Source organism: Schwartzia succinivorans DSM 10502, from assembly GCF_900129225.1.
Lineage (GTDB): Bacteria > Bacillota > Negativicutes > Selenomonadales > Selenomonadaceae > Schwartzia > Schwartzia succinivorans.
The window spans coordinates 160565-174406 of the sequence record NZ_FQUG01000004.1; the positions used below are offsets into that span (position 1 = coordinate 160565).

13 protein-coding genes are annotated in these 13842 nt (G+C 43.6%); all 13 read right to left on the bottom strand.

From position 1 onward, the window contains the following. Positions 1-228: hypothetical protein (locus tag BUA83_RS12815; protein ID WP_234988275.1), on the bottom strand; the 228-nt coding region annotated here is incomplete at its 3' end. 287 nt (positions 229-515) lie between these two features. Further along, complete coding sequence (gene cas6, locus BUA83_RS05605) at positions 516-1328, bottom strand: CRISPR-associated endoribonuclease Cas6 (RefSeq protein WP_072935221.1); 813 nt, start codon at positions 1326-1328, stop codon at positions 516-518. Positions 1329-1338: 10 nt separating this feature from the next. Beyond that, positions 1339-1902, bottom strand: a complete 564-nt coding sequence (locus BUA83_RS05610; RefSeq protein WP_072935222.1) for a hypothetical protein — start codon at positions 1900-1902, stop codon at positions 1339-1341. After that, entirely contained in the window at positions 1868-2842 is a 975-nt protein-coding gene (gene cmr6 / locus BUA83_RS05615; RefSeq protein ID WP_094756492.1) for a type III-B CRISPR module RAMP protein Cmr6, read from the bottom strand. The genes BUA83_RS05610 and cmr6 overlap by 35 nt, the downstream gene beginning before the upstream one ends. Continuing rightward, positions 2829-3239: a type III-B CRISPR module-associated protein Cmr5 gene (locus tag BUA83_RS05620; protein WP_072935224.1), complete on the bottom strand. Its 411-nt coding sequence runs from the start codon at positions 3237-3239 to the stop codon at positions 2829-2831. The genes cmr6 and BUA83_RS05620 overlap by 14 nt, the downstream gene beginning before the upstream one ends. A gap of 3 nt (positions 3240-3242) precedes the next feature. Continuing rightward, positions 3243-3965 carry an RAMP superfamily CRISPR-associated protein gene (locus tag BUA83_RS05625; RefSeq protein WP_072935225.1) on the bottom strand — a complete coding sequence of 241 codons (723 nt, stop codon included), beginning with the start codon at positions 3963-3965 and terminating at the stop codon, positions 3243-3245. After that, positions 3962-5071, bottom strand: coding sequence for a hypothetical protein (locus BUA83_RS05630; RefSeq protein WP_072935226.1), 1110 nt, complete (start codon positions 5069-5071; stop codon positions 3962-3964). Before BUA83_RS05630 ends, BUA83_RS05625 begins: the two co-directional genes overlap by 4 nt. A gap of 1 nt (position 5072) precedes the next feature. After that, the gene (gene cas10, locus BUA83_RS05635) at positions 5073-6713 is read right to left on the bottom strand and encodes a type III-B CRISPR-associated protein Cas10/Cmr2 (RefSeq protein ID WP_072935227.1); all 1641 of its coding nucleotides are present in this window, start codon (positions 6711-6713) and stop codon (positions 5073-5075) included. Then, a complete protein-coding gene (locus tag BUA83_RS05640) occupies positions 6710-7942 on the bottom strand; it encodes a hypothetical protein (RefSeq protein WP_072935228.1) in 1233 nt (410 codons plus the stop codon). Before BUA83_RS05640 ends, cas10 begins: the two co-directional genes overlap by 4 nt. 15 nt (positions 7943-7957) lie before the next feature. After that, positions 7958-9634, bottom strand: coding sequence for a magnesium transporter CorA family protein (locus BUA83_RS05645; RefSeq protein WP_072935229.1), 1677 nt, complete (start codon positions 9632-9634; stop codon positions 7958-7960). A gap of 15 nt (positions 9635-9649) precedes the next feature. Then, a complete protein-coding gene (locus tag BUA83_RS05650) occupies positions 9650-10822 on the bottom strand; it encodes a Card1-like endonuclease domain-containing protein (protein WP_072935230.1) in 1173 nt (390 codons plus the stop codon). 188 nt (positions 10823-11010) lie between these two features. Continuing rightward, positions 11011-13503: a leucine--tRNA ligase gene (leuS, locus tag BUA83_RS05655; RefSeq protein ID WP_072935231.1), complete on the bottom strand. Its 2493-nt coding sequence runs from the start codon at positions 13501-13503 to the stop codon at positions 11011-11013. 24 nt (positions 13504-13527) lie between these two features. Continuing rightward, complete coding sequence (locus BUA83_RS05660) at positions 13528-13842, bottom strand: hypothetical protein (protein ID WP_072935232.1); 315 nt, start codon at positions 13840-13842, stop codon at positions 13528-13530.

Genomic DNA, 13842 nt, shown 5'->3' on the forward strand with positions numbered 1-13842 from the left:
ACACTGCCCTGAAAACCGGGATTTGGAAAACCTATCGAAAAAATTGTACTTTTCAGGTTTTCTCCGCGAAAATGTGTTCCAAAATTCATTGGAGCACAGGCTTCTATGCCTTTCCCCATAAGGCTTTTCGCGTTTTTCTTTCATTTTGGAAAACCTCAACGAAGATATGCGGATTCCGCAGCTTTCGAAAGGTTTTCCATCTGTGGACAGATTATCGTAATTCTCCATTTTTGTCAAGAAATCCTTCTACACATATTTTTCTATTCAAAAGCGCCCGGCTGCACGCCGAGCGCTCTTCTCTCTATTGTAATCTTCGTTCCCTTTTTATCGTGTATCGTATTGCAGCATAAAAAAATTTTTCATGTAGAAAAAAACGAGGTTTATGAATAAATTATTTTACATTCATTATTTATCACAAAAAAGAAAAGACTCATCACAGGACGAGTCTTTTGCAAATATTCATTTTGAGTAATGCAGACAGATTTTTCATCTGCGCATGCGTTTATCTATGCCGTTCACGCAAGCCGCGTCTGCCCCATACCCTGTGCGGTCAGGCGGCCTACTCCTGCAAACTCGGCAAAGCATGCCAGTCTGTAAAACAGTCTTCTTTGTTCCTCGGAGAGGTTGTAAAGCGAATAGGTAAACGTCCCTTTAAATCCTGTCACTGCGATGGCGTTGTTCAGCTTCAGCCGCACCGTTTCCCCTTTCCACTTCCACGGCACTACCTGCTCGGAAAGCGCTCTGCATGTGTCAAACTCTACAGGCTCAGGCATGTCAGCCTGATTCCATTTCATAGCCAGTGAACTCCATACCAGTTTCGGCTCAGGGAATGGATAGTCGCTATGTTCTATACGGAATGTGGTCGGTGTATCGAACCTTAATGTAACAAGCTCCGGCCCTTTGGGCGGCATGCTCTCCATAAATTCTTCCTTTTTCAAAAGAATTGCCTCGTAATGCTGCTCAGGCGTTTGGCATATCTCCCGAAGTCTGAACTCAGTTCTCCCGATTGCAATAGTTTCTCCTATGGGCTGCGCCAGGAATACGTCCAGCAGAGCCTCGGAAAACGCCGTGATACATATTTCCGCTTCCTGCCCTTCCGCCACACGAATCTGCCAGTTTCGCTTATCCTTCCGGGAACCTCCAAACAGCCGAAGAGGACTCACTGTAAATGGCTTTTGCCTCGTTTCATCGTGCAGGGTATCCGCAAGTTCGGCGGAATGGCTTTTCAGTATATGAAAAACCGCTCCATGAATCAGCTTCCCGTTGAACTCCGGTACGCTTCCTGCTTTCACAGCCTGCATTTTATATATGATTCTTCCGATATCCATTGTTTCCTATTTACCGCTCCCTCTGTCCGTGAAGAATGTATTTTTTCCACACCGCCAGCGTCATCGCCGCATCATACAGGGCATTGTGGATTCTTCCCTTTTCCTCAGGCTCCGCCAGCTCCTCGCGCGCTTTCAGCGGGTCTATCCCTATGGCATATAACATAGATGAAAGGTCAAGCATAGGAAACGGCCCCTGAAATTCTCTTGAAGCTTTATCACTGATAACACATCGTGAAAACAGACAGCTCTCAATGGGATGCATGATGTCTGTTATGACATAAGTGTTCTCCGCATGCTTTTTCCAAAAGCTCCACGCCCGCTCCAAAAGACTTTCTTCGTCGTCATATTCCTCGTACGTTCCCATGTAGGGAAGGACGTTTTCACGAACCCAGCTGTTTGTCACGAGCTTTTCCGGCTCTTTTCTTCCTATATAGCATGACTCAAGTTTATTGCCTTCGCTGTCCGTGAGAATCATGGCAACGGATAGAAATGTGCCGTATAATCCGTTCGTCTCTGCGTCCACGAAAAGATACAGCGCTTTATCTTCGTTTTTGAACAGGTTTTCCTCCGCCACTTTTTTTCCCTTTCTTGTTTTTACAATATGGACACTCAGTCATAATCTCCCCATGAAACACACGCTGATAATTTCGCTTGCAGACCTTGCAGGTTATAACATCCCCTGTCGTTGAGGTCGAAGTATTTCCTATATTGCTCTGCGCCTGTCCTGAGCCCGTACTGTTGCAGGTCTTATTCTCCTTCGGCATTTGTTCGCTCATAACGCCGAAGCCGACATTCGTCTTTGCTCCTATGCCCATGTCAAGGATGATACTCTTAAACAGCTTTGTCATTTCCTCAGCGGACACGATTACCCTGTCTCCGACCTTGTAATCCTTACATATAAAGACAAATCTGAACTTAACTCCCGGCTTGATTTTCAGCATGCTGATGGGAATGGGATTAAGAAACTCGCTTGCGTGGGGCGTTATGTATTCCATCGCCAAAAGCCTCTTTGCCTGGCCGTCTATTTTGGGGAACGCACCTATGAAGTTTATATTCCCCGGTTTTTCATCTCCGAATATCCATTGCATAAAGGCTTTAATGTCTGTCTCTTTATTTGAAAGGTAAGAGCGGATGTATTCCTTCTTTTCCTCATCCTTCTCCTTTTGCGGAAAAAAGCTTCGCAGTATTCCTTTCAATGATGAGCCGGGCAGATACGGAAGTCCGGTTACATAGTCAAAGGTGAAACCGTTTTTCAAAGCTTCTTCCATATCAATATCATGCATGGCTCCCGTTCCAATCATGAGTCCGGGATATGCGGTGTAAAGCTCGAAGCTTTGTATCCCCTTCGCTTTTTCGAGTGCGCCGAGAGATGTATCTGCTTCGAACGGAAACTCTACGATTTTACGCGTCCGCTCCTTCATCGACATCCCGCTGACGCCGAACCCTTCTCCGGATGATTCAAGTCCATCGAAATACTCCACGTTATACAGATAGTTCATATTAGGAGATAGCATGGTCTTCCTCCTTTTCAAGCTTATAAAGATTCATTGCAAGCTTGACTGCTATAGCTGCATTAAGGATTTCCTCCTTACAGCTGCTTTCCTCAGACACCCCTTTCTTCTTTTTCCTGTTTGCATAGGAAAAGAGGTCAGGCGGCATGTCTTCGTTCGTATGACGGCTCCTGATGATATCGTATATGATATCCATCAGTCTCTGACGTTCAACTGCGGCACCGCCCTTTTCCGAGAAATATGCAATTGCCGCCAAAAGGTTTCCCATGACGATTGCAGCGCCGAAAGAGGATATCTGTCCACGGAAGGTTTTCTTTATAATTCCTCCCTTTGCTACCTCATGTTTTGCCAGCAGGGTGTATGCCTGTTCAATCTCATCATTGATGATGTTTTTGTTCATGTCTTATACCTCCCCTACCGCAGTTAGCAGGCAAAGTCCATAGCCGATTGACGCGTTGCCGCCGAACTGGACAATCTGTCCGTCTATGGCAGCCTTGAAGCTTTTCAGAGTATCTTTCTCATTATTTTGCACCACAACAGGAAATACAAAGGTGGTATGATGTGGAACAACCTCCTCATACCAAAGGTTTTTACTTATTCCGTTTTCAAGACAGTTTCTCGCCATGACAGGAAGCTCTACTCTCCTAAATTTATCATCCTCCAGCTTGTAAACCTTATCGCCTGCGACTGTTTCCGTCTTATTAACCTGCATTCCTTCTACCATCACCTCGCCGGTATCCGTATAATCCTCTCCCGCGAAGGTTTCTTTTACGTCGAAGCTTTTCAAAAGCTGTTCAAATCTGTTAACAGAGGACTCTGATGCCACAAGATAAAAGGCTTTCTTTCCTTTGGATGCACGGAGGGGCATTGCCATCATGTCTGCCGGTAGTATTTTCAGTGTGCCTTCGATCTTTTCTTTTTCATCGCCAAACCATTTGCTCACGTTTTCATTTCCATTCTCACCGAAATACTGACGAAGCGCACCTTTTACTCCTGAGGAATTTATTGTTGGCATCCCTGTAACCGGGTCACGCTCAACCTCGTTATCAATGATGTTGTAGTTTATATCTCCATTGCCCACATGCATATTGGTGAGGCACTGCATTTTAACTAGAATAGCTTTCATTTGTCTTCCCCTCCGATTGGTATAATCTGATTATATCCGAGTTTTTCCAGATTTTTGTCTTCTGCAGGCTTAAAAGAGTCCCCAAAGAACACGCTGCCGCGCTCTATCAGGAGAATTCTGTCCTTTCGCCTCGAAAAACGTTCATGATAGCTGTGTTTTTCTCTGTAGGATTTCGTTTCCAGGTTACGCATTGTACGCATGGAAACAATGGTAAAGTCGGTGTATTCCGGAAGCCCACGCACTACAATGTCGGAGAGTGCATACCCCCACCGATTCTTTTCCGTTTTTCCCCACTCTTTGAGCTGCTCTGTCAGGTCTTCTCCTTTTTCTTTTTTCTCAAAGCGTATAGAGAATACATTCTTTCCCGCTCCGACAGTAACGAGATCACTCGAAAGCTTCACATCATCCTCAACATCCACAAAAAAGCCAAAACTTCTTACGGTAGTTCCCTCGTTTTTAAGCATATAACGGACACGTCTGAAAAAGGCTCCGTCATTACGGTCTTTTTTCTTCAGCTTTCCATTTTCATTTTTTTGATTGCCTGCCTGCACAATGGATATGAACAGGTCATCATCACTGTAGCACTTATTTGCATGCAGGTTCACATATCCCCCTGCAGCCCCTTCTTTTGCATCAAATTCAACAGGCATTGAGATAGTTCCGAAATCCGTGCATACGTCTGTTTTTTCCATAGCCAGCGCTTCAAAGCACTCTTTACTTGTATTGCACATGGGATTTTTGACGATATACTGAATTTCCCCTCCCTTACCGGTCTCGCAAAGGAATACCGGCGATATGCTCTTCAATTTACCAAAATCCTGTTCTTTGGGGCTTTCAAATTTAAAGCTTTCCTCTCCTATAAGGTTCTTAATCTTTTCAAGTTCATCCCCATCATAGTTAAAATCAGATTTAACCTTCCCCGCCTGCTCCAAGAGCAAAAGACGCATCATTCCCCATAGTGTCGTCTGCTCAGGAAAAAGGTTCGATGTAATGTAATACGATTCTTTTCCTGTCGAGCCGTCCTTTGCATTTGCATATTTACTTTTTTGGTCGGTAGAGAAGGTATATGGTGCTTCCGGTGTCATGATTGCTAAATAGGTTCCCATTTTATGCCTCCTCCCCTGCCTGTTCAATCAGGAATTTATTGAGCTTCAGATACGCCAGAAGAGCTATAAGGTCATTATCCTCTCCTGCAGCAGCCATATCGTCCAGTACGTTTATCTGATTACCGTGCTCAAGGAAACAGTCATAATAGAGATTTCCAACGGCTTCATAATATGATGCCAGCTGCGCCTGCCCTGCATTATCCTGGAAATTATGCCAGCCGTCCAAAAGCTGTTGGCGTGCATCTTCATTCCGACTGATTCTTTCTTTTACCGCTTTATCCAAAGCAGCAAGGATTCGACTGTTTAAAGACAACGTCTGAATCACGCTGTTTCCAACGGTCTCGATATTTTTACCGCTTTTACATTCTTCAAGCTTCTTTTTAGCCTCTGAATATTTTTCACGCAAGACCTTATGTGCAGGTACCGGAATACGAAGTCCCAGCGTCTGTCCGCTGTGTTTTTGCAGCTCCACTGCCATATAATTTTTTGGCCCCTGCTTTGCCTCACAGAACAATAAATAAGCTGCCTTTTGCAATGCCTCATAAAGCGGGAACTTCTTATGCTGTATCGCTATGCCAAAGGACAGGGATGTTTTTTCGTTATCCGGAGTTGTACTTTCCTTGTTCATCGCTTCCTTGAACATTTCGTCCAATTCCTCGCACAGCTCGAAGACTGTCTTACCTTCAGCATTTTCCACCGGTGCCAAAAATAGTAAGTCTTCTCCGCCTGCGTAAATTGTCATACCGCCAAATCCACCTACCATTTTCGCGGCCGCTGCTGCATGGTCGATGCATTTGTGGGAAAAATCTTTGACATCCTTGTTTTCATTGATTTTCTCCAACAGCTTGCCAACACGGTCTCCGTCTGCCTGTACAACAGCATAATAGTGGTATTTTTTCAGTCCGTTGTCGTTGCGTTTGCTTCCGGCAATATCCTCAATGCTTCGGATACTTTTTACTTCAGCTGATTCAGAATCAGGTTTTGTCTCGTTCTCGTTTTCTTCCTCTGGTTCTGCAGCAGATTTAATATATAGCTGATTATTTGCTGATGAAACTCTTTTGAACAGTCCCGAATTTTTCAGCCTCGGATTTTGTTTACTGCCCTGTCCCGGAAGGAAGTGATTGAACAGATTCCCACTGTCATCATCCGGCATTGTCCGCATAAGCTCCAGCTTGTCCAGATATGGTGACAGAGTGAGCAAGACATTTTCTTTTTTGATGTTTTCCCATACGTCCTCAGGGATGAGAACAAAATGACTCTGAATATACTTTTCCAAAAAATGAGCTGCACCCTCATTTCCATGCTCTTCTTTTGGGAAATTTTCTATCGTTTCCCGTTTCACAGCGCGGATAAGCTCTTTTATTTCCGCACTCAGCTCATCCTTAGTTTTGTCCGATTGAAGCGTCATAATCACACGGTCATGATATTTTCCCACACCGTCGCTGATATAATCTTCCCCGGTTTCTTCATAATACGGTGAAAGAATATCCACACCCGTTCCGTATTTTTCTTTAAAGGAGTGACAGAGTCTGGCGGTAAAATCCGAAAAGAACGCACTGGCAAACCAGAGTGCCGCCGGACTGCCTGCCTCCTGCAGGACTTCAAGAATCGGTCCATTGGTAAGTCCTATATGATATATCATTCACACTTCACCACCTTTTCGTATCTCCTCATATCATTCAAGTCATTTCTACATTGTCCGTTATAGTAATCAACATATTTATCAAGAAAATCCTTCATTGGGAATTCTCCAGCTGTTTTCTCAAAGTCTTGATGTGACGGAGTTCTCAGCTTGTTGTCTTTTGTATATCCATCGAAAACAAACTCTTTATCGTACAGGATTTCAGGCACCTTCATGCCTAAAATATATATATATCTACCTATAACCTTAAATTGAATTACAGATGGTATACGTTCAATAGATTTTGTATTTGATTTTATCTCAATCGAAACTTTTTCATCCTTTCTTAAATTCCGGTTTTTAAAGTAATCAACTTTGTCCCCCTTCCCAAATAATGCTCTCACATACCTCGGCCTTGGATTTTCCTGATATACATCTCTAGTATGGTTTATTTCAACATTCGGCGATATTCCTTTTTCCTTCATCCACGCCTTTTCATTATCAATTTCAAAGTTTTCGTGCATATATTTAAAAAGATACGACCTTGCATAGCCCCTGCCAAATCCACTAAAATTTTGTCCCGACTTCATAACACTGTAAAATCGTTTTATATTTTCGAACATTTTTATGGATATGGCATAGTTCGGTTCAGCTCCTCCCAGACTGATTGGAGCCCCTTTGAAATCCATCCGATATATTCCCTTTGCGCCTTTGCTTCTAAATGCTTTAATCAGCTTTTCCTCCGATGGAGTATCCCCATCAATAAGAAAACCGCCGAAGCCCTTATTCTGCATTGTACCGAAGTTCGTAACATAAAAGAACTCATGTATGTACCTTACAATTTGTTCCCGCAGTCCGCTTTTAAAACATATAATGGTCACAATAGGATATGAAATAATTCCGGCCTTTGGGATAGTATCATCTCCCATGTTTCCATAGTAGATGGAATATGACTCTGTCGTATTTTTTTTCTTACTATAAGAGATTCCCACAGCTACCTTGTATAATGTAGCACCTGCACTTATCCTTACCTTGTAGTCCAGGGCTTCAGCCTTAGTATTGTCATTTTCTTTTGACACCCAAGCTTTATACTGTATGTTTTTCCTCTTAAATTTTTCAATCAGAAACTTATCCAGCTTAGGTTTTAGCTCAGTCGCCCTGACCGTTGCGCCTGCTTCATCAGGCTGAAAATGTATCAGCGGAGACTGTGGATTTAGTTTGAACTCAAGCTTGCATCCCGTAAACTCCATTTTACTTTCTCCCCTCTATTTCTTTTTATAGTTCCATATTGCTATTGCAATCACTAAAAATAACAGTACAAATTTCCCTACGATTATCCCTATCCAATACTTCTCAGAGATAGACAGATATTCCACGAGAGAATTATCTCCCATCTTCCACTCTTCAGGGAATGCAGCAAAATCATTGATAAAGGACGGCAACGCAAAAAAGAGAGCAACAACTGCTATGAACCAGCCCATTTTGCTGAATTTGACATTTTGCCGGATATTTGCTACATTGTACAGCCCGTCCAGCTGCTCCTGCAGCATCCCTGTATATTTATTGACAAGGAAGATTTCACGTATCATGTCGTATAGCTCAATAGCCTGCTCCTGCGAGGAAACCTCGTAGTGGTTGATCTGATTCTGAAACATGATCAGCTTCTCCTGCAGGTTAGCAATCTCCTTACGCTGGTCATCCTTATCCATCTGTACAGATAGCTCAGAAGCTTCGTTTTGCATGGCTCTGATGGATGCCCTTTGAGCCAGTACCAGACAAACCATTTCATAATATTCCGTGCGAAAATAGTTTATACCCACATCCCAATTTGTAACACAGGTAAATGCCTGGGCCGCAACAGAGTAAAATGTTCCATACGCCTGACTTATCCACCTATAATACACATGGTCTTTTATAAGCTGCTGCCGCATTGGCCTAAATGAACAGGAACAGCCTTCTGGAGGATCGCAAAAAATAAATTCATACAGGGATTTCTCAAAATTTTCATAATCAGGACATTTTTCCTCAGAACACACTCTCCCTAATCCAAGAGCATTTATGTACTCAAACGGCGAACAACGCCCGCCGGTATTAAAGAATATCTGATAATCTTCATTTACGACACACATAACAAACATGCGGTCATCAAGAGCAGGTTCAATATACCAATAACCTTTTTGATTTTTATTCTCCTTATTTGTCGTAAAAGTCCATGTTTTTTTATCTGCTTCTGCTGCGTAATTCAATATCTTCTTTATAAAATCAGCAATATGATTAGGATTGGGATTATTTTTTCCTTCTTCGCCTTCACTTTTATTGAATGCTTCTATATTTGCTCTAAAATTTTCCTCTGTTTCATCTTCCTTTTGATCCAATTTTACTCGGATAGAGTCTACAAAAATCGAATTATTTGCATCATCCGGTATGAACGGCAAGGTAATATGTCTGCCATATTCATTTATACACTTTATGTCATCCAAATGTTTACATTGAAAGTTTTCACATACGAAAACTAATAATCCTACGCCGGTATTATATAGTCTCAGCTTTATATCAGCTAATTTAAGGTTATATTCATTATCATTCTTTTTTATAATGTATCTCGCGTTTTTCTCTTTAATCGGATTAAATGAAAAGCTCTGTACTATTTCCTTTTGATTATCCGTATTATGTCCACCAAAGATAGCATCACGAACTGCAGGCTTGAAATATTGGTATGTAGCATATTTCAATTTATTAACATTTAATCCATCTGCCCTAATACTGTGATTACTTGTTTTTATTTGCGACCACTCATTTTCAATTAAATCATCATCTACCCACACTCCGTTATTCTTAAAAAAATTTCTAATGTCGTCAAATTTTTCTTTATTCAACTGCCAGATGAACGGAAAGATAAAGTTGTGATAGCTGTATGCCATTTTATTTTCGCCCTGCCCCATTCTATCCTACTCCCCTCAAAGCGCGTCCTTTACGATTATGCCCATTTCCCGTGCTCTATTTGCAACGTTTTCACTAACTCCGCCCCTGGTGACCAGCACTTTACGCACCAGAGCCCCTCCAAACCTATCCGCTATGGTTTCTAATTCATAAAGAGGGTGATTATTCGACACAATAAAATTTTTACAAGAAACAAAGGTAGGGATATTCTTCTTCATAAAGATAACGTCTACCTCATTCACGACATCCGGTCCAGGTTTATAAACAGACATCGGATCTCCGTCTCCAACCCAATTAATATGATATCCTATTACACAATCATTAACCTCAGGGTCCTCCATGATTTTCCAGTAAACTGCATGTTCGAGAATTGCCCCTGGATTGCAAAGGAGTTCCCGTTCCATTTCACTGTAAAACTGGATGCGAATCATTCGCTCATTGTAGATAAAATCTTCAAGGATTCCTTCATCACGCATCGTCTCCAATTTTTCCAAAAACTTATTAAGTTTCATGTGTGCAACTCTTGCCGCTTGAGCCATTATCGCTCTGTCTTTTAAGAAAACGCCTTGCCATCTGCTGCAATAATATGCTATGCCTGTAGAAATCCCATTCCACCGAAGTTCCAATCTGTCTGTAAATTTTTTCAGTTCGAATAACCGTTCTTTTTCTACCTTTTGATTTAGATCAGTGTTTATCTTTTTATGCATTCCCAGCTCAATAACGCCCTCATGCAGATTCAGGTATTCCTCGATATTGAGCCTGTAGTTCCGCTTAGGAAGTGTCTCATAGCACTCAGGCATAGCCTGTATCCTGACCTTATCCTCCGCCAAATCAATCTCGTGCATTGGGATATTCTCCTGGTCTGCCACCACTCCCGCAGCAGCAAGTACCAGTTCCTCGCCTCCGGTCAAATCGAAATAACATTGATTGCCGGCCTCTTTTTCCCGTACAACGATTTCGGTCAGCTTCTTTTCAATGTCATCCAGCCGTCCCTCAGGAACTGCAACAAATTCTATCTCCTCAACTCCGATTTCCGGGGATTTCAAAAAAGCCGCAACGGTGCTTGTAGCCACCCTGTCCATGTCCTCCTCGACATAGCCCAGGAAAATCACTTTGGAAAAGGAAAATTTCGTACACGAAAGAATGTTACTCATCGGGTCTTCGTCAAAAAATTCTATGTCAACATTCATCTATACCCCTCCATACCACACAAAAGTCCTCACACTTTGTTATTATTCTACTATTTTTCCCGATATCCTTCCAAAAATTTCATATTTTCCAAATATTTCAAAGAACTTTCATCAATTAGAGTGCGCCCATGCCTGACTCACAGCAAAAAGGACGCTGCACAGCTTTCACTGTACAGCGTCCTTTTTTATTATTTCACAACGATATTTACAAGTTTTTTCGGAACAGCGATGACCTTTACGATAGTCTTGCCTTCAATGAGTTCCTTAACACGCGGCTGAGCCAGTGCAGCTTCCTGAATCTCGTCTTTTCCAAGGGAAGCGGCTACGACAATCTTGTCGCGCACCTTGCCGTTAATCTGCAGAACGATTTCGATTTCATCCTGTACCTGCGCGGATTTATCAGCCTTCGGCCATTTCTGCGCGTGTACGCTGCCCTCTCCTACGACCTGACTCCACATTTCTTCTGTAATGTGCGGAGCAAAAGGAGCGAGCATCTTGATAAGGTTCAGTACGACCTCACGGGCAAGTCCTGCATTAAGCTCAGGAACATCCTTGCCGTTTTCCGGATAGAACGCATAGAATGCGTTTACAAGCTCCATGATGGACGAAATAGCTGTATTGAAGGTAAAGCGGTCACGGATATCCTCGGTTACTTTATCAATGGTTACATGAAGGATACGGCGAAGGTCTTTTTCTTCCTTCGTGAGCTTCGATACATCATAGGTATCGGAAGCACCCTTAACAGCTCCCTCAAACTGCTGTACAATACGCCATACGCGTCCGAGGAAGCGGAACGCGCCTTCAACACCCTGATCGCTCCACTCCAGGTCACGTTCAGGAGGCGCAGCGAACAGAATGAACAGACGGGCTGTGTCTGCGCCGTATTTAGCGATAATCTCCTCAGGAGATACTACGTTGCCCTTGGACTTACTCATCTTGGAGCCGTCTTTTATGACCATGCCCTGTGTGAGAAGATTCTTGAAGGGTTCATCAAAGTCTACGAGTCCAGCATCACGAATAACCTTTGTGAAGAATCTGGAATAGAGCAGATGCAGAATTGCATGCTCGATACCGCCGATATACTGGTCAACAGGTGCCCAGTAGTTTACTTTATCCTTTGCAAAAGGCATTTCCGTGTTTTTCGGGTCCGTATAACGGAGATAGTACCATGAGGAGCAGATGAACGTATCCATGGTATCTGTCTCGCGCTTTGCAGGAGCGCCGCACTTCGGACAGGTGCAGTTTACAAATTCCTCACACTGTGCCAGCGGAGAAACAGAACCCTGCTCGAATTTTACATTCTCCGGGAGACGAACAGGAAGGTCCTCCTCCGGAACGAGAACAGGGCCGCAGTGCTCACAGTGGATGATAGGAATCGGAGCACCCCAGTAGCGCTGACGGGAGATGAGCCAGTCGCGGAGACGGTAGTTTACCTTGCGCTCGCCGAAGCCCTGTTTTTCAGCCTCGTCAATGATTGCCTTCTGTGCCTCGTGCATTTCCATGCCTGTGAACTTGCCGGAGTTGACGAGGACACCTTCTTTTTCAACATAAGCTTCAGTCATTTCCTCAAGCTTGAGCTCGCGGTCCTTCGGCTGAAGCGTGAGGATAATCGGAAGATTGTATTTCTTTGCGAACATCCAGTCACGCTGGTCTCCTGACGGTACAGCCATGACCGCGCCTGTTCCGTAATCAGCAAGTACATAGTTCGTAATCCAGAGCTGTACTTTATCTCCCGTGAATGGGCTTACTGCGTAAATACCCGTGAAGATACCCTCTTTTTCGGATTCACTGGAGGTACGCTCCATCTCGGATTCGTTACGGACCTTCTCGCAGAATGCCTTGATTTCTTCTGCCTTCGGGTTGTTTTCGATAATCTTGTCAACCAGCGGATGCTCTGCGGCAAGCGCTACAAACGTGATTCCGTATGCCGTATCCGGACGTGTCGTATATACAGCAAATTTTTCACCAAGCTCAGGAACCTCCATCTGGAATTCCAGACCTTCGCTGCGTCCAATCCAGTTCTCCTGCATTGTCTTGACGCGCTCAGGCCAGCCCTTCAGAAGGTCAAGATCCTTCAAAAGCTCATCAGCGTAATCCGTAATCTTGAGGAACCACTGAGAAAGGTCTTTTTTATGAACCTCATCATCGCAGCGCCAGCATTTTCCGTCAATAACCTGCTCATTTGCAAGAACTGTGCCGCAGGTATCACACCAGTTGACCGATGCCTCTTTTTTATAAGCAAGTCCACGCTTATAGAAAAGCTCAAACAGCCACTGTGTCCAACGATAATACTCAGGACGGCAGGTTTCCACCTCGCGGTCCCAGTCATAGGAGAGGCCCATTTCACGCTGCTGACGAATCATATTTTCAATATTTGAATATGTCCAGTCAGACGGACGTACACCATGCTTGATGGCAGCATTTTCAGCAGGCATACCGAAGGCATCAAAGCCCATCGGATGAATAACGTTAAAGCCCTCCATACGTTTGTAGCGGGCCATAACATCGCCGATAGAATAGTTGCGGACGTGTCCCATGTGCAGATTTCCCGAAGGATACGGGAACATTTCCAAAGCATAATACTTCGGAAGCGCAGGGTCATATTCCGTTTTATACGTCTTTTCTTCTTCCCACTTTGTCTGCCATTTCTTTTCTATTTCATGCGGAGTATATTTCTCCATTCCGGCTCCCCCTCTTATGTACGGTTACTTATTCTTATGTTCAACGGGTGAAAGAATAATATTTTTCCCTTCACGATGTACGTTCATACGGTAATCGACAATTCCCTCTTTGTAGAGGTCGACTTTAAGCTCAAGCAGCAGCTTGCCGATTTTGTCGATGACATCCTGTGTCAGGTAAGCAATACGTATATCCTTACCGGGGTGCTCATCGGCGGCGCGTTTTGCTGCCTTCTTTTCCATCTTTTCGCCTGCCTCCATGAACATGGATTCAAGCGTAGGCTCTTCTACAAAGTTTTTGAGCATATCCTTGTCGGATAAGTTTTTTGGTATTTTACTCAT